The 17522-nt window shown below is 30.7% G+C and carries 16 protein-coding genes; 7 read left to right on the top strand and 9 right to left on the bottom strand.

What is annotated here, in order from left to right:
- Positions 1 to 60 precede the first annotated feature (60 nt).
- Complete coding sequence (locus tag WDZ41_05130; GenBank protein MEX0940718.1) at positions 61 to 522, bottom strand: RpiB/LacA/LacB family sugar-phosphate isomerase; 462 nt, start codon at positions 520 to 522, stop codon at positions 61 to 63.
- A 10-nt stretch (positions 523 to 532) separates the two neighbouring features.
- On the bottom strand, positions 533 to 1234 hold the full coding sequence (locus WDZ41_05135; GenBank protein ID MEX0940719.1) for a hypothetical protein: 702 nt from the start codon (positions 1232 to 1234) through the stop codon (positions 533 to 535).
- A 79-nt stretch (positions 1235 to 1313) separates the two neighbouring features.
- On the opposite strand from WDZ41_05135, the gene WDZ41_05140 reads away from it, so the two are divergent.
- The 3 genes from WDZ41_05140 (at position 1314) to pgk (ending at position 4997) form a co-directional block, all read left to right on the top strand.
- Positions 1314 to 2540, top strand: coding sequence for an FtsX-like permease family protein (locus tag WDZ41_05140; protein ID MEX0940720.1), 1227 nt, complete (start codon positions 1314 to 1316; stop codon positions 2538 to 2540).
- Positions 2541 to 2639: 99 nt separating this feature from the next.
- A complete protein-coding gene (locus tag WDZ41_05145; protein ID MEX0940721.1) occupies positions 2640 to 3755 on the top strand; it encodes a PDDEXK nuclease domain-containing protein in 1116 nt (371 codons plus the stop codon).
- Positions 3756 to 3782: 27 nt separating this feature from the next.
- On the top strand, positions 3783 to 4997 hold the full coding sequence (gene pgk, locus WDZ41_05150) for a phosphoglycerate kinase (protein ID MEX0940722.1): 1215 nt from the start codon (positions 3783 to 3785) through the stop codon (positions 4995 to 4997).
- Here the strand turns inward: pgk and WDZ41_05155 are convergent.
- Positions 4991 to 5539 carry a hypothetical protein gene (locus WDZ41_05155; GenBank protein ID MEX0940723.1) on the bottom strand — a complete coding sequence of 183 codons (549 nt, stop codon included), beginning with the start codon at positions 5537 to 5539 and terminating at the stop codon, positions 4991 to 4993. The two genes, pgk and WDZ41_05155, sit on opposite strands and share 7 nt — an antisense overlap.
- Positions 5540 to 5937: 398 nt before the next feature.
- Here WDZ41_05155 and WDZ41_05160 point away from each other — a divergent pair, with 398 nt between their 5' ends.
- The 3 genes from WDZ41_05160 (at position 5938) to WDZ41_05170 (ending at position 9571) form a co-directional block, all read left to right on the top strand.
- Entirely contained in the window at positions 5938 to 6102 is a 165-nt protein-coding gene (locus tag WDZ41_05160) for a hypothetical protein (protein MEX0940724.1), read from the top strand.
- Positions 6103 to 6472: 370 nt separating this feature from the next.
- Positions 6473 to 7510 carry a hypothetical protein gene (locus WDZ41_05165; GenBank protein MEX0940725.1) on the top strand — a complete coding sequence of 346 codons (1038 nt, stop codon included), beginning with the start codon at positions 6473 to 6475 and terminating at the stop codon, positions 7508 to 7510.
- Positions 7511 to 7876: 366 nt separating this feature from the next.
- Positions 7877 to 9571: a hypothetical protein gene (locus tag WDZ41_05170; GenBank protein MEX0940726.1), complete on the top strand. Its 1695-nt coding sequence runs from the start codon at positions 7877 to 7879 to the stop codon at positions 9569 to 9571.
- 64 nt (positions 9572 to 9635) lie between these two features.
- Here the strand turns inward: WDZ41_05170 and WDZ41_05175 are convergent, their stop codons facing one another.
- From WDZ41_05175 to WDZ41_05190, 4 genes are all read right to left on the bottom strand, one after another.
- Complete coding sequence (locus WDZ41_05175; protein ID MEX0940727.1) at positions 9636 to 10130, bottom strand: hypothetical protein; 495 nt, start codon at positions 10128 to 10130, stop codon at positions 9636 to 9638.
- 23 nt (positions 10131 to 10153) lie between these two features.
- Positions 10154 to 11536: a chromosomal replication initiator protein DnaA gene (dnaA, locus tag WDZ41_05180; protein MEX0940728.1), complete on the bottom strand. Its 1383-nt coding sequence runs from the start codon at positions 11534 to 11536 to the stop codon at positions 10154 to 10156.
- Between the two features lie 107 nt (positions 11537 to 11643).
- Positions 11644 to 12783, bottom strand: a complete 1140-nt coding sequence (locus tag WDZ41_05185) for an N-acetylmuramoyl-L-alanine amidase (protein MEX0940729.1) — start codon at positions 12781 to 12783, stop codon at positions 11644 to 11646.
- 131 nt (positions 12784 to 12914) lie between these two features.
- The gene (locus WDZ41_05190) at positions 12915 to 13943 is read right to left on the bottom strand and encodes a C39 family peptidase (protein MEX0940730.1); all 1029 of its coding nucleotides are present in this window, start codon (positions 13941 to 13943) and stop codon (positions 12915 to 12917) included.
- A 165-nt stretch (positions 13944 to 14108) separates the two neighbouring features.
- On the opposite strand from WDZ41_05190, the gene WDZ41_05195 reads away from it, so the two are divergent.
- On the top strand, positions 14109 to 15326 hold the full coding sequence (locus WDZ41_05195) for a hypothetical protein (GenBank protein MEX0940731.1): 1218 nt from the start codon (positions 14109 to 14111) through the stop codon (positions 15324 to 15326).
- Positions 15327 to 15360: 34 nt separating this feature from the next.
- Here WDZ41_05195 and WDZ41_05200 read toward each other — a convergent pair whose 3' ends face one another.
- Positions 15361 to 16509 carry a hypothetical protein gene (locus tag WDZ41_05200; protein ID MEX0940732.1) on the bottom strand — a complete coding sequence of 383 codons (1149 nt, stop codon included), beginning with the start codon at positions 16507 to 16509 and terminating at the stop codon, positions 15361 to 15363.
- 151 nt (positions 16510 to 16660) lie between these two features.
- On the bottom strand, positions 16661 to 17452 hold the full coding sequence (locus tag WDZ41_05205; protein ID MEX0940733.1) for a hypothetical protein: 792 nt from the start codon (positions 17450 to 17452) through the stop codon (positions 16661 to 16663).
- Between the last annotated feature and the right edge of the window lie 70 nt (positions 17453 to 17522).

Consider the following 17522-nt stretch of genomic DNA (forward strand, 5'->3'; position numbering starts at 1 on the left):
TGGTTATATAAAAAAGGTCGCTCGTAAAAATGAGCGACCTTTTTTATATAACCTATCTTTTTATATTTCGATTGCATCAATCATGTCGATTCTTTTTTGATAGCGACCTTTTTTAAATTCCGTATTGAGCCATACTTCAACCATCTCTTGTGCTTGCTCATTAGTAACATAATCTGATGGAAGTGCTAAAACATTAGTATTATCGTCTTCTTTACTTTCTTGCGCTATTTGTTTATTCCATGCAAGCCCAGCATAAATGCCGGGATATCGATTCGCGATAATGGCCATGCCTATACCAGTACCACATAATAAAATACCATAATCTGCTTTGTCACTACGCATTTGTTCAATTGCTGGTATTGCAAATTCAGGATAATCTGACCGTTCATCATCAAAAGCCCCGACATCAATCCAAGAAAGAATATATGGTGATAAGTTAACCGTAGCTTTTAAAAATTCTTTCATAGCATAACCACGATGATCGGTAGCAATAACAAGATTAAGATTTTTATTTTTTTTCATTTATTTTCCCTTAAAAACAATGATAATCGTAAGCCAATATATCCGGATCCGGAAAACGTTGATAAATAACACTACCATTCCGATCTAAGCACCAAGTTAAGCATATTTTGCGATCATACGTAGAAAATAAAAGCATTAAAGATTTTGTATTCTGATTAATTAATGAAACACCATCAGGATCTTTCATATTAAATTTTACTAAATAAGGTGTTTTAAATCGTGTAAATGCTTTTCCATAAAAAATTACATATTCTGGTGGTAAATTTTCAAGCTTTGCAATTTCAACCGGCTTGTAATAATGATCATTAACAAAAAGGCTTATTGACCATTCAGGATTTTTACTTATTAATGATTCTTCAGCAAAACGTGTCGTAATTGCCGCTAATATATAAAACGAAATACATTGTTGATTTAACGTAAGTTCATTTTGTAATAAATTCTGATATTTTTGCTGCGTCAAACAATGTTTTTGAGCATATATTTGTACATATGCAGCACGTACTTCATTAGAAAGCCAAATAATATTAAAATGAGCAAGTGGTGAAAATTGTTCATAAACATGTTCTGAGCGCAAATATTGACGCACTGTTTGAGTTGGCATATCAATTTTTTCACCTTGATAAAAAACATCTTGCAACCAACAACTATATCGATTATTACAGCCAGGCAAACATACTATTATTATTAGAAGAAAAAAAAACTCTCGCTTCATACTTACGCCTCTTTTGATATCCTTATATCAATGAGTAGCCTAAAAAATTAGCCCACAATTTACAAGCTTGAAAGCCCTTATGAACAAATATACTTACTGGCTTCTTTCATTCCGTTATATTCAAGGCGCAGCGCATCAAAAAAGTATAAGCACTATGCTTATCATGTGTTTCATAAGTACTTTTATTGCCACATGTGCTTTGAGTTTGATTTTATGTATAATGAACGGATTTGAACAAGCAACACTCAAAAGCTTACAAGGAATTCACGCTGATATTATCATGCAAGCACATAATCAAGGTATTGATGTAATCGCTCTAGAAAAATTATTTAAAAAAGAATTTCCTCAAATTAATTCATGGAGCCCAACAGAACTGCAGCAAGGTCTTTTATATCCTGCTTTTAATAATAATACGCCAGCAGTTGTTTTAATCAAAGCTATTGATCCCAAAAAAGAAGCACAAACAACCGCTATAGTTTCATCTTTATTGCCATCAACTAAAAACTTTCAAAACCTTTTTTCAGATTTTTCTATCATCATCGGCTATAAATTAGCACGAAATTTATCATTAAAATTAGGTGATATTGCCACACTAGCCATACCATCAGATCAAACTAACATTAAAAATATTCATTTAGAACAAGCTTCAGCAAAAGTTTCTGGCTTTTTAAAAACTGGTATTGAAGAATATGATTCTGGACTTATATTATGTTCACTTTCCTTTTTGGAAAAAATAATACCAGAAATTGGTGTTTCATTTATTAACATAAAAATAGAACCTAATACCAATCAAAAAACTATAATTAATCAATTACAAGCACGTACCGGTCTTGATGTTTATTCATGGCAAGAACTTTATCCAGCACTTATTTCAGCATTAAAATTAGAAAAATATACTATGTTTTTTATTGCAAGCTTAATGATGCTCATTGCCAGTATAAGCATTATTTCACTTTTATTTATGCTCATTACTGCTAAGCGCGGTGATATGGCAATTTTACAAGCTATGGGTATGTCTTTGCGGCATATTAAATTTGTTTTTCTATTAATTGGTACAGGTATTAGCTTAATAAGCAGCTGTCTAGGATTAATAACAGCCTATATTATTGGTTACATAATCCAAACATATCAGTTGATTCCGCTTCCTGATGCTTATTTTGTTTCCCACTTACCGGTTGCATTAGAACTTCGATCTTTTCTTATTGTGTTTGTTATCGTAATCTTGATAAGTTTGAGTGCAACCTATTTTTCAATAAGACCCGCAAAAGAATTAACGCTTATTAAGTTATTACGGCTCGAAGCATAAAAGAGATTTTTCATATTTTTTGATATAAACTAATACGATAATCTTTTTATGAAAAATAACAATTTATCAAGTATCGAATAGTTCTTATAGGAAAAAACTTTGTTAACTAAAAAAACAAAACAAGAAAACACATCAATTTTGTTAACCAAAAAATACGTAAAAACTCTTTCTCGCATTAAAGAACAAATCAAAGAAGCACAGATTAAATCTGTTTTAGCGGCAAACAAAGAGCTTATTAAGCTTTATTGGTCAATTGGAAAAATTATCATTGAAAAACAAGATGAATATGGCTGGGGTTCAAGTTTTGTAGAAAAATTAGCCCTAGATATAAAGAATGCCTTTCCTGGTATTTCTGGTTTTTCTCGACGTAATATATTTAGAATGAAAGCCTTCTATCTAGCATACCAAATTGTGCCACAGCTTGTGGCACAATTTTTTGATCTTCCAGTTTTCAATGTACCCTGGGGACATAATGCAATTCTATTAGAAAAACTTAAAGATAATGAAGGAAGGCTTTGGTACGCACAAAAGGCAATTGATAATGGCTGGAGTCGAAGTATGCTTACTATTTGGATTGAATCAGATTTATATCATCGTGAAGGTAAAGCTGTAACTAATTTCAAAAAAACGTTACCAGTACCTCATTCCGATATGGCTCAACAATCGCTTAAAGATCCTTATATTTTTGATTTTCTAACTTTACACAATGAACATGTTGAACAAGATATTGAACAGGGGCTTATCAATAATGTTCAAAAATTATTACTTGAACTTGGTAAAGGTTTTGCATTAGTTGGCAGACAATACCATTTAGAAATAGAAGGTGATAATTACTACATAGATCTTCTTTTTTATCATACCAAGCTAAAATGTTATGTCGTTATTGAATTAAAAGCGCGAGCGTTCGATCCGCGCGATATTGGTCAATTAAATTTTTATCTTTCGGCAATAGACGATTTAGTGCGTGATCAAGAGGATAAACCAACTATTGGTTTATTGTTATGTAAAACAAAAAAGAACTTCACTGCAGAATATGCTCTCCGTAATATCAATTCTCCGATAGGAATAGCAGAATATAAAACAGAAATAATGAAAAAGTTACCAAAAGAACTAAAAAGTAGCTTACCCACCATTGCAGAACTTGAAGCTGAACTAGAAAAACATGAAATACTAGAAAAACAAACTACAAAAAAATATAAAGTGCCAATCCTATAAGGATTTATATAAAAAAGGAAAGTAATAATGATCAATAAAAATATTCAAAATAATTCCTACATGCTTCATTCACATCTCAATTCATTCAACCTAGAAAAGCAAAGAATTTTCGTTCGAGCTGATTTGAATGTTCCTTTGGAAAAAGGTCATATTAAAAATGATTTCAGATTACAAGAAATTAGACCTACACTAGATCTTATCTTAAAAAAAAAAGGCAAAATTATTCTTGCAACGCATCTTGGTAGGCCGGATGGCTATGATGCTAATCTTTCAACTTATCATTTAGTCTCCTGGTTTGCTCAGCATAATTATCAAATAGATTTTGCAGAAAATCCTGATGAAGCGGCAATAAAAAGTTATGAAAAACCTCATCATATTGTTTTATTGGAAAACTTGCGTTTTTTTAAAGGTGAACAAGAAAGTGATGATCGTTTTGCACGATTATTGGCCGCTTGCGCTGATTATTATGTAAATGATGCATTTGGCATGCTGCATCGTACTGAAACATCAATTACTTTGTTGCCAAAACTTTTTGCTTCCACTAAACGCACTATTGGCCTATTAATTGAAAAAGAACTCAAAGAATTGAATAAAATTCGTTACAACCCGCAACGACCATTTGTAGTTATGCTGGGTGGTGCTAAAATCAAAACAAAATTGCCTTTGATTAAAAAATTACTCTTAAGAGCAGATACTATTTTATTATGTCCCCCACTCGTTTTTACTTTTCTAAAAGCCCAGGGAAAAGAAACCGGCAAGTCATTAACAGATGAAAAATATATTGATGAAGCAAAAAATATTATTGCATTAGCAGAACAAAATAATGCTGCTTTAATTTTTCCTACCGATTATCAAGTTGCCGAACCAACAAAAAATGGATCACTATCTATTAAAACTATAGATGAATTTATGCCATCTACTTTTGGTATTGCGATTGGTCCTAAAAGCATTGAAAAATATAAAGAATATCTTGCTAGTGCTCAAACTATTTTTTTTAATGGTTTTATGGGTTTTTTAGATCGTCCCGAAACATTACAAGCCTCAAAAGAATTAGTAAATGTTATGCAAAAAAGTAATGCTTATACGGTAATAGGCGGTGGTGATACCGTAGCCGCCGTTCAAAAATTAAATTTAGGCCACGGTATCAACTTTTTATCAAGCGGCGGTGGTGCCACCCTTTCTTATATTGCTGGTGAACAATTACCAGGATTAAATATCTTTGAAGAAAATAATGCTCAATGAACCGGACAAAAACTCAGCAAATACACTCCGTGTGGCAAATGCTCATCAATAAATGATGACGTTTCTTCATTTTTTTCAATCACAAGCAATCCCGAATTTCCATGTTTCAAAGGCCATTTAAAATAACAAGGATTAGCAAAATCAAGTTCACCGGCAATAATATTAAGAACACTTTCTTCTGAATCTTGCGCCATACTTAAACGTTCAATTGTGCGCACTTTTTTGTTAAATTCAGATTTTTCCATGTATTCGGTAAATTTTTCTGGTTCTTCCCAAATATCTTTTAAACCTTCACAATAACCAGACTCATGTTTGCAAACACCAGCTACACCTTTTAAGCAACGAAAATCTGGGTTATCAACAAAATAAGCTGCTTTGGATAAATCAAAACATGATTCATGACACAATTCATGTAAAATAAACTCTGGAACATGATGTTGATATTCTTCACGACTATGTAATAGTATTACTTTTTTTGGCAAATGATTGAGATTAGTTAATAAAACACATTGTTTATGTAGTAAATCATTATTATGCTTCATGGCCTATCCTTTTTTTTAACAATTTAGACCTCCTCTTCTCCTTTTTTGTAAGCGTACTATGAGAGTTTTTTAGAATCAACTGGCATAAAATATGCAAAAAACAAGCATAATCTTAGCAAAATCCACCTCTTTTATTCAATAATCCATGAAGAATTCTTTTTTTTATTAAACAAAACCCTGTAAGACAAAGTAAATATTGCAAATAGAATTCAGGACTCGTTATAATTCAATTTAGAACCCCTGTAAATATATAAAAGTGGAAACATTTGTAATTATAGTGAAAATTTTATGAAAAAAAATTTGATAAAAATACTTATCTTATCAAACATTGGTATGCCAATGCTCTACGGAGATGCTTTAACACAAACAAAAATGATATAAACGATCAATTAAAGAAAGTGGATACCTTAAAAAATAATATTCAAACATTAGAAGAACAACTCGAAAAACTTTCTCCACTGATAAGTAAAGGACAAATGCAATTAGATTCTATCAAAACTCAAATTGATGATGCGCAAAATAAATTATCTGAAGCCAAAAAACTTTTAAAAGCTTCTCCATGATTTAAATTTTATTTCAACTCTTTTACATAAAATTGGAGAAAATATTGAAAAAGCACTCTCTATTGTTGAATCTGGTGCTTCTCTTGGAAAAAAAGCAGGAAAAACAATAGGAAAAGAAGTGAGTAGCTGGTTCGATTAAAAAGGAAATACCTTCGGTAATTAAATTGATCGATGATGCACGTATAAAAACTGATAATGCTGAAAAAACTTTGAATGATTATAAAACACTTTTGAAAACACTAACCGACTTAGCTTCATAAATACTTATTTTTTTCTTGTTTTTATTCTTACTCATATCTTACGTTAAATAAAAAAATTCGTTAAAGTATTAATGATTTATTTTCAAAGTATTTAAAAAAAGAAAGAGTATGTGAAGGGTTTTCTTGTATTTTCATTACTTTACTTTTTTTTATGTATTACCTGTTGCGCGCGGAGTCCTTACCGGCCAACTGATCCACTTGCGCCCACAATCATTACTCAATGGCAGGGAAATACAAAACAATATTCACTCAGTAATTCACATTTACAAGAAGGCCCCTATTTTCATATTTTTGATAAAAAATATTTTTTTGATCATTTGTTGCCAAATAATGAAATTGTATATCGGCATGATAAGAAAACGGTTACGGGAAAAAGTTTATCGATTTTAATTGAAAATTTTTTAAAAGAAATTAAACAAAATCAAAATAATTTTACTGATTTTATTATTCTAAAAAAAAAAGATTTTAATTGGCGTGATCATACAGGATTAATTATTGCTAAATTCAAACAACATCCATTTGTGCTTAAATTGTTTATTGAAACACCAGAAAGCTTTGTAGCACCACTGGCAAAAGGATTTGAGCCTACTTGCTTTTTTATGATGGGAGGCGGTGTAAATAGACATTTAATTGGTTTTACGCGTATTCAAAATTTGGAAACATTACAAAAAAAAGTTGCTAAAAATTCTTCTTGGCATAGGTATGTTGAATTCCCTCGAAAATGGTTCTGGTTAAGTAAAGATACTCAATGGATTACTATTACAAGTAAAAATATAGGTCCGCAAAAAACCAGAAGTATTTCTATTCCGGGTACTTATGCTATAATCGCTGATCATATTGATATTGAGCGAATGTTTAGTCTCAAAAATAAAAATGATCGCGATATCGCTATGCAATTAAGTAATTATTGCAAACAAAATATTGATCCTCATATAAATAATTACGCAATCGAAAAAAATACTCACAAAATTGTGCCAATTGATACCGAACATTTTCCCACTATGGTTGGTTATAATCAAGCACCCGAATGCAATAATTACCTACAATGGTATTCTCGATTATCGTTAAAAATGCTTAAGGATACCTTAGGCCGCAATAAACAAGAACGCCGAACATCTCAATTTAAAAGACATCGACCAATGGGCTAATTTGTATTATAATTTCGAAAAATTTTATATTTTTGATATGAGTTTCCCCTCTTAACCGCTTCTCTTTTTCACTGAATCAAATACCTTTATGAACAAAAAAATAAAATCGAGCCACAATGATAAGTTTTTAATAAAATCGATTTAGTTGATCAATTAATTAAGCATGGCATTCTGGTTTAGTTTTTAGGTTTTTTCTAGCTACAACATAATCATCAAGTTATTAGACAAGATTAACTATAGTTAGCCTGTACTATTTATTATCCTTTTTTTGTATTATTATGGGATTTGCTTGCATTGCGCAATGTAATTGATTAAAAAATAAAAAAATCAGATCTTAATAATAGATTCTGCAATTTCAGGGAAAAAATGAAAAAATTATCCTTATTGCTTTTTATCATTTCCTCAAATCTTTTTGGCATGGAAACAACATCAACCGATCAAGCAAATGTAAATAATCCACTCATTACGCTTATTACCTCTGACAATCATCAATATCAATTAAAAAAAGATCTAGCATTACAAAGTAAAACACTACATAATTTTATCAACGCAAATAAAGAATTTGGCGCAAACAACAATAATAATCAGATTGATTTACCACAAACCTCATCAAAACAATTTTCAAGGCTATTTGAGTTACTAAACTGGGAACAAAAATTAAAAGAATCTTCCAAAAAAAAAGAATCTTTTATAAAAAATTTATTAAAGCTAAATAACAAAGAATTTAAGTCATTACAAAATTTAACTGATTATTATAAAATTGAAGAATGCTGCAATATTGTAAATAAAGAGCTGCCAGAAATAATTACTCAGAAATTGTTATCTGATGAAATTTTAAATAAATTTGCTCAAGATGAACAACCTCAAGATTTTAAACCGTTTAATGTCATAGATTTTTTTAAAGAAGAAATTACTCAAAAATTGAATTCTCATATAACTAACTATAACCCAACTATCTTATTAAAAAAAATTGGAATTAGTAATGCAGTTTTCAAAAAAATCATTCAAAAAAACAGTAATCAATTGATCATAAGTTGTGTAAGATGGAATAACGATTCATCTCACCTTATCCAATTTGATTTAACTAATTTTGAAATCGTTTGTCTATTTTCAATAGATAAGAAGATCTCGGATATTGCTCTAAATAAATCCAATCATCGTCTTGCTATAGCAACAAGCGAAAATTTGATGTTCTTTGATCTTTCTTCTAACAAAGTTATCGAGGAAGCTATCTTCGATGTCCTAAATATATCAGCACTAGCTTCCAATGAAAATATTTTAGCCGTTGCACAAGGAGGACATATTACACTGTATAATATTTCCAACTTATTAAATATAGCCAACTGTGGTAATATTAATGGTATACAGGGACAGAAGTTGTTTATTCTTAAATCAAACATGTTAATTGATTGCTCTTATGAAGGTTATAGTATATGGGATTTAACTTCTGTTGAGAACCCAAAGTTAATTATAGACCACAAAACATGTTTTAAATTTAAAGTTGAAATAAATCCTTTTTCTATATATTTCAGTTTAAACCGATTTAAAGAGCCGATTCCTTCAAGTCAGCTTAAATCAATCCTTTATGATGAGAAACAAGATCTATTATTATTGGGGGCTAGTGATGGAAATTTAGAATTATTAAATACTGATTTTCAATCAATAAGTACTATAAATACCAATTTGAGGTTTCTTGATAAACTATTTATTCATCCCAATTTACCTATAGTATGTGCTATTAACAATAATAATAAAGTAGCTTTAATAGATATAACCGATAAAATGAATCCACAAGTAATAAAAAATTTTAAATTAAACAAAGACGACAATCTCAATACAATTGAAAGTATAATTTTTTTAAATGAATCTAATTTAGATTTCATGAATGTTTCGAAACAATCTATCGATATCCATAAACCTGATTTAGATGAAACTAAACTTTCAATTCCAGAAATTATGTTGCTTCATTATTTAAAGAAATTAGAAACAACTAAAGATAAAAAGGCCATTTCGCCAGCGCTTCGAGAAATGTTTTTAAAATTTCCAAGTAAAAAAATTTGATAAGTTAATCACAACAAATGAGTTAAATCATGAAGAGCGCAATGGTTTCGCGCTCTTCAATTTGCTAAATCGTCTTAGAACGTCTGAAGCCACCAAGCCAAGATACCACTTTGCTCGATGCATCACGAACATAGGATTTTGCTTTAACAAACATACTATTTTGTTTATTTGCTTTTTGGGTTAAAAATTCTTCATAGGCGCCATATCTAAAAAGGAATGTTGATACTTTTTTATTAGTCTTTTCATCTAAAATGAAATTATTTAAATATGGTCTCAAATTTTTAGTAAGATCAGGTTCTTTAACTTCTAAACCATTGCGTCCACGTTCTTGTAATTTTTGTACATATTTTTGCTGTTTATTACGAACTTTACTATTTACGCTATTTTCTCGTTTTCGTTGTTGATATTTTAACTCATTATAAAAAAGACGAAATTGTTTTTGATCCTCAGCAGGAACGAGCTCTGCTAAAAATTGATCAAATTTGCCATCCAGTAATGAATGGGTATATATTTTTGTTGAAAAAAAGATAAGTAAAATTAACAAAAATTGAATCTTCATACTACTTTGCCCCCTTTTTTATTTTATAATTGAAGCTCCTGTTCTATTTTTTGTATCTGATCACTCAATAATTGTTCTTCTTTAATTCGATGCTCTACTTGTTTGAAAGCATGAATAACGGTTGAATGATCTTGTCTATTTAAATGCAATGCAATTTCATTTAATGATTTACTTGTATGCTTCTTCATTAAATACATAGCAACTTGGCGCGCCCAAGACAACTGTTTACTTCTATTTTTTGAACGCAATTCTGAAATAGTATAAGAATATTGGGTCGTAACCTTTTTTACAATACAATCAAAATTAATTTCACCACGCGATTCTTTTTCTATATAAAGTGCTTTTTTTGCAATTTCTAATGAAATTTGCTGTTTTATAATTGAAGCATAAGCAACTACGCGAATAAGCGCACCTTCAAGCTCCCGCACATTAGAAGCAGAGCGTGATGCAATATAAGTTGCTACATCATCAGGTATTTCATAATTATTTAAATCAGCTTTTCTTTTTACTATGGCAATTTTAGTTTCGAATGTAGGTATTTGAACATCAGTAACAAGCCCCCATTCTAATCGAGAGCGTAATCGTTCTGCTAATCCATCAATATTAGTAGGATACGAATCGCTTGAAAAAACAATTTGTTTATGCGCATCATACATTGCATTAAAAATATGAAAAAATGCTTCTTGCGTTTGCTCTTTATTGGAAATACTTTGAATATCATCAACTAAAAACACATCAATATTTTTGTATTTTGCTTGAAAGCGATGAATTTTATCAAACCGTATTGCATTGATAAATTCACTAACAAATCGATCTGCTGGTTGATATAAAATTTCAACTTTTTCATGTTTTTCTTTTATTTCATTTGCTATTGCATGCAATAAATGTGTTTTACCAAGCCCAGAACCACCATAAATAAAAAGTGGATTATATAATTTTCCTAATTTTTGTGTAATTGCAACAGCAGCGGCATATGCCATGTGATTATTAGGTCCAGTTACAAATGTTTTAAATAAATAATTTTTATTTAAAAAATGTCGACTTCTTAAATCTTTACTCTTAGTTAATGCCGTACTTTTTTCTGTTACCTTGGTCGGAACATTTATGCGTTGAGCAGGAATAATTTTTATTGCACCATCTTCTATTTGTCTTTGTGCTGTAGCATCAATAAAAACGATTTTTAAATCATTAACATGTAATAATCGACTTAAATGGACCGTAAATAAATTTAAGTAGTTTGACTGAATCCAATTTTTAACAAAAGAATTGGGCGCAAGCATATATACTACCTTATCCAAGGCATTCCATTTATGCAGTGTCACCGCTTTAAGCCATGTTTCTACTACACGGCTTCCAGCCTCTTCACGAACGATTGTTAAAAATTGGTCCCAAATAGTTTTTAACACAATAATTTAATTGAAATTTAGGTTGTAGTTACGATGTTTTTAATATTTTTTACTGTTGCAAGTGTATCATGATACCTTATAGTTTATCAACAAGTTATCAGGAAAAATTAAATAAGTTGAGATGTTTTGCAGTATGCCTCGATACCATTACAAATTCCTTGCGCGAGCAATAGCTGATATCCAGCATTTGCTAATCTTTTTGCCTCAAGTCTATTTGATAAAAATCCAAGTTCAATTAACGCTGAAGGCATGTCGGTACCAAAAAGAACTTGAGCTAACGATTGTTTTGTTGTCCGATCTTTTACGTTATACCCTGCTACCCGCTCAACCACATGTTTTTGAATCTGCGATGCAAGAAGCTTGCTGGCATTATCAAGTGGTTGTAAAAAATGAGTAAGCGATATGGTATTCTCTGCTTTTAATATATTTCGTTTTAACGCATTGCGCTCGGTCCAAAAAGTTTCAATACCGCTCGCGCGTTCAGGCCCTGAATTTGAATGAATAGAAACAAAAATATCCGCATTTAAGTTGTTCGCAGTAGTAGTACGTACATCTAATGGCACATGAATATCCGAATTTCGAGTACATAATACCTGATATCCTTTTTCACGCAATAAATGAGCAAGCTTTTCACCAACATGCCAATTAATATCTTTTTCCTTCAAATTAAAAAATCCAATTTTGCCCGCATCACTACCACCATGGCCAAAATCAAGCATTACTCTTGGTTTTGATTTTTGTATATTCGATGCTTGATGCAAAATACTACTCGTATTTTGATTTAATAAATTTAGTACATCTTTATTATGAAAATTAAATACTAATCCTTTTTGCATACTTATGGTGTCACACAAAGCATAATCACAAGCAACTTTTTGAGGATTATATTTGATAGAAACTTTTATACCTTGTGCTGGCTTTGTTTCTTCTGAAAACTGAATAGAATAGTGATTGCGTTTTATTTGATTAACGGTCTGCATCATTTGACGAGCTTCAGAACTTGCCAAATAAGTTTGTGGCAAAAAAAATTCTATGCCGCATTCATTCATATCTTTTTTTTCATTTTTTGCGATTTGCTTACATAAAGGACTTTTTTCAAAACAACATACAATACGATCGCTCAATGAACTCTGATGATAAAATAATTTATTTAGTTTATTAGGTATGGTGTTATTATCAAAAGTAGCAGCTACGTTTCCACCTATAAGAAAAAATAAATTATATATTAACCATACAATCTTCCTCATCACGCCCCCTCATCATTTTATGTATCAATATTCTAAACATATTGTAGCAGTGATTATTTCTATCAGTCAATAAATTTTATTTTTAGCTTAAATTAAAACATTATTGATATAGATAAAAATTTAAATTTAATTTATGCAGGAAATCCACAATACGCCAAACGACGAGAACGCTCCCAGGCAGACAAAAATGAGTTAATATCATAAGATACCCGTGTTTTTTGGATATCTTCAAAGGCAGGATCATGACAAATAACTTTTTTATTTTGGTTATCCCAACCAATCACAATAAGCAAATGTCCTTTATCATATTCTTTGGGTGCACCAAGCAATACACCACGAACGCTTACTACCACAGGAATTTTTTTTGCAAGCATACGATATAAATCAATAAAGGCAGATAAACGTTGCACGCAAAAATAAAAGGAACCATTAGCACATTCAAAGGCATGTGCCGTATTAAATGGCCAACTGCCGTAGGCATTTAAACCATTATCATATGCTTTTTGCGCAAATTGTACCGGGTCTATATTCTTTTTTATAAGATTACTTACGAGCATGCAACTTGAAGTTGGTGAGCACAATACTTCTTTTTTCGGATGGTCCAATACCATTTGTGAAATTGTAGGTACATTCTCAATAACTGCAGAAGGCATGTTTATTTTTTTATTAAATAACTCATTTTTAAAATTGAGTAAATTTGAAACACATACATGCAAACCACGGATATTAGATAAATTAGCATTATTTTGTGCTTTTACCATAATGCGTAATGCATCAGCTTTTTTTGATTTGGGCAATTCAAGCCTTACATGATGATAATTAGTGCTTTGTGTGCGTTCTTCTTTAAATGAACGCTGCTCTTCTTTCCCCCAATGCATCATAGTATGCCAATCGTACCACTTTTTTGTCACTACATCACGAACTTGAGCATGAAAAGAAAAATATCCATTCTGAGGCCTAAATGCATTCCAAGAAAAAATTAATTGAGTAAACTGAGGAGTGCTCAGTTTAGAAAAAAGAATTTTGGATTTTTCTTTATTTTGTAGCGCTTGTTCAGAAGTAAATCGTTTGGTGTAAGTCCATGTCCATGGTACTACTGAATCGGCAAGTACAATCGCTGAAAAAAATAAGATCGGTAGTACCATATAATATTGCTTCATTACTAACTCTCCTGTCATTACCATACTGAAAAAAATACAACCAAATCAATAAAACTTGCAATTCTCACCAATTTACTACGATTCTATCTTATCCCTTGATATTATTTATTCAAATTGAAAATAATATATATGTAAAGTTTATTGTAAATCTTATTAGGAGTTGTCTTGTTAAAAAAAACCTTGCTCCTTTTATTAAGTTCATTTTTTATATTAATACCTGTTTATGGGCAAAAAGCAGTTACTATTACACCAGTTGCTGATTTACTTGGACAACCCATGAAGCAACTTGATGCAAAAAATATTTCGAAAGCCTATCAGAGCATACCGATTTGTGGAAAAAAAGGTACTTATGCATGTCCGCGCATTCACCAATTATTATTTAATGAAGTTGTTACAATATTAGAAGAAAAAAATAATGAAGTCCGTATACAATTACCAAATTTATTTTTTCAAACAAATAAGGATAATACGCTATACAATACCTATTGGACACTTAAAAAAAATCTAATTAGCTTTGAGGCGCTGAAAAAAAAAGACATTAATCTAGCGCATATTCCTATGCCAATTATGTATGATACGCAAAAAAATGAACCACAAAAAATTGTCACGCTTATTGATCCATATAAAGAGCAAAAAACTGGTTTATCATTCTCTGCTGGCACACGATTTATAAAAGCAAAACAAAATCAAGAAAGTATTGATGTTTACGCATTAAATCCCAAAATAATGAAGATAATTACTATCACAATTCCACAAAAAATATGCATTGAACCCAATTCTTTGAGTAATCAACAAAAGCAATCTTTATTTGTACAATTATTAAAGCAATGGGCTAATAAATCTACTGGCTTTATACCATATGTTTGGGGCGGTTGCAGCTTTATGAATCTTTGCAACACTGATTCGTTTAGCTTGCAAGAAAGCAAATTATACAAAAATGAAGTAAGCACCTTTTTTAAACGAACTGATATCCCTAATCCATATGCCGGTTTTGATTGTGCCGGTCTTATTTCACGCGCTACGCAGTTATGCGGTATTCCATATTTTTATAAAAATACCACAACTCTCGGTAAAAATTTAACTCCACTATCACCAAACCAAAAACTTTCTGCTGGCGATCTTGTTTGGCTCCCAGGCCATGTGATGGTTGTTGGCGATTTGAAAAAAAATACAATTATTGAAGCACGGCATTATAGCCATGGCTATGGCAAGTTGCATGAAATACCCGTAAATAGCATATTTAAAGGTATTAACAATCTAGCACAACTGCAACAAGCTTTTTTTGAAAAAAAACCGCTCAAGCGTTTAGCAATTAACCAAAAAGTAGTGCAAACGATTAATGAATTTAAGTTATTACGGTTGGCCAGTGTATGGGAAAAATAAGAAAAAAAAGAGAGCGGCATGCGCTCTCTTTAGATTAGTTTAATTTCTTGGATAAGATATTATTTATTGTTGTTTCAATATCAAGCAAAGAATCAATTATTAGATTATTATTCAATTTGGTTTCATTAAGAAGATCACCTATTAATTTTAATTTGTCTTGAATAATTACCGCTTCAGACCTATGGTCCTTTTTTATATTTTTTAATTTGCTTTGTAGTTTTCCAAGTCGTTGAATTTGCGCATGCTTTGCTTGGATATTAATACCAATATTTGATTGATTAAGATTCATATCTCGCACAATTTGATTAAATTCATTCAATAATTTTTTATTATTTTTATTTTCCTCAATTGCTTTGATATCTAATGTATCAGCTATATCTTTTATAGATGACAACCTGATATAAGCTTTATACAATTTCATGTAAATTCTTATTGCTTTTTCATAATGTGGTGCAATAACCCAATTTAAAGGGTTTTTAGATTTGATCAATAATATTGATGCATTCTTATGAAATTTACAATTTGTTAGCACTGTATTTTCAAAATTATTAAAATTATTTGCATCAAGCGTTTTGCAATATTTACTATCTATCAAAATATGTTGACCGTTTTTTTGTTGATTTTTAGCTACTTTATGCAATACAGATTCAATATTAGTTAAATCATTTATCTTATTCAATAAGTTTTTAAAACATTTTATTTCTCTATTTATATGACCCTTCAAATGGGCACCATTAATATTTTCTGGCTTAACTCGTGCTTCAGATTCATATTTAACAAAAATTTTATCTTCAAGCTTTAAATCATTTACTAAATTATTTATAACTGCTTGCTTATTATCTGAGATATCTTTAGCCAATGGCCATTCATCAATTTGCCAAGTTGCAAACAAAAAATTGTTCTCATCAATCGATTTAAAATTACTTGGAATTGAATTACCTAGCATTTTTTCAGCATTATTTAAAAATTGTCTGTGCTGAACATATTTATATAAATAAACACCACCAAGCACAGTCGCACCAAACAATGTTTTATTAATACCATATTTGCAGGATAAACCGGTACTAGCAAGCGTAGTTAAACCTAATTCAGCTTTATGATTTTTAATCCACTGGTTTAAACCAGAAGCACAATTAATCATTGATTGTTTAGCAGAATCTTTAAGTGAATGAAAATAACTCATTGGCAGCACAGATTGTGCTGAAAAAAAAATAAGTGTGACGAAAAATATTCTCTTTGAAAACAATTTCATAATAAAACCTCCATATGGCTCCATTTATTCAATTTATGATATTTTCATCATAGCAGAAATTGATGGAATGCTCAAGGCGCCCCTATAAGCGTGGCCACCCATTACCACCAACTTCAGTCCTGATAGAAGAAATAATATCGCGCAATGTTTCAAGCCGTTTAAGCATTACAACAAGCTCAATATATATTTGAGAGGCTAAATTGTAATTAGGCCAAAAAATACGCACCCCTGAATTATCTGGATGAAATGCTTCCGGTTGTTCTACATTGCGATATACATCAGTATATTTTTTTAATAGCTGTTTATCTTCTTGTAATTGCTCAATTTCTTTATTTAAGGCAACCATTACTTGAATCGGAGATGGATTATCAATTTTTTTGCCATTTATTTGCACACGAATCCGTTGTGCATATATATCTTTAATAAACGCAGTACGTACTAAATATTTTTCTTCATTCATAAGCCATGCCGTAGGCCAATAATAGCCATCACCAAATCGGTCATCTTGTTGCCGCCAACGACAAAACAAAAATAATTCGTCTTTTTTTGCATTGGCTTCTTTCCAATAATCCTCGACAGTGGTACGTACTTGATAATGCTTTTTTATTTTTTGTATTTCTTTATAACCAGAAAACCATTCATACAAACCATAAACTGGCATCGCGCATAAAGTGCTCATCCCCACTTTTTTGTTTATTAAAAAGCCGCTTGAACCAATCAATCCTGCAAAAAGATACGTTTTATAATACAGAACCCGATCTTTTGTATCATACATTGATTGCTGTACATCTGCTAAGGCTGTATCGAGATCAAAACAAACACTGGCTTTGAAAACAAGACATAACAATAAAAAGAACAATTGTTTCTTTTTCATAAAATATTTCCTTCCTATTATATTTTTTGTTATTACATAATAGCAGAAATTAATTATTTCCCAAAGGAGA

The organism is Candidatus Babeliales bacterium (genome assembly GCA_040879965.1).
In the GTDB taxonomy this organism is placed as follows: Bacteria; Babelota; Babeliae; order Babelales; family JACPOV01; genus JBBDJI01.

Excerpts from the sequence above, each read along its gene's own strand:
- WDZ41_05135 (MEX0940719.1), bottom strand. The coding sequence starts at position 1,234 with ATGAAGCGAGAGTTTTTTTTTCTTCTAATAATAATAGTATGTTTGCCT.
- WDZ41_05140 (MEX0940720.1), top strand. The coding sequence starts at position 1,314 with ATGAACAAATATACTTACTGGCTTCTTTCATTCCGTTATATTCAAGGC.
- WDZ41_05170 (MEX0940726.1), top strand. The coding sequence starts at position 7,877 with ATGAAAAAATTATCCTTATTGCTTTTTATCATTTCCTCAAATCTTTTT.
- WDZ41_05200 (MEX0940732.1), bottom strand. The coding sequence starts at position 16,509 with ATGAGTTATTTTCATTCACTTAAAGATTCTGCTAAACAATCAATGATT.
- pgk (MEX0940722.1), top strand. The coding sequence starts at position 3,783 with ATGATCAATAAAAATATTCAAAATAATTCCTACATGCTTCATTCACAT.
- WDZ41_05205 (MEX0940733.1), bottom strand. The coding sequence starts at position 17,452 with ATGAAAAAGAAACAATTGTTCTTTTTATTGTTATGTCTTGTTTTCAAA.
- WDZ41_05155 (MEX0940723.1), bottom strand. The coding sequence starts at position 5,539 with ATGAAGCATAATAATGATTTACTACATAAACAATGTGTTTTATTAACT.
- WDZ41_05130 (MEX0940718.1), bottom strand. The coding sequence starts at position 522 with ATGAAAAAAAATAAAAATCTTAATCTTGTTATTGCTACCGATCATCGT.
- WDZ41_05175 (MEX0940727.1), bottom strand. The coding sequence starts at position 10,130 with ATGAAGATTCAATTTTTGTTAATTTTACTTATCTTTTTTTCAACAAAA.
- WDZ41_05190 (MEX0940730.1), bottom strand. The coding sequence starts at position 13,943 with ATGAAGCAATATTATATGGTACTACCGATCTTATTTTTTTCAGCGATT.
- WDZ41_05185 (MEX0940729.1), bottom strand. The coding sequence starts at position 12,783 with ATGAGGAAGATTGTATGGTTAATATATAATTTATTTTTTCTTATAGGT.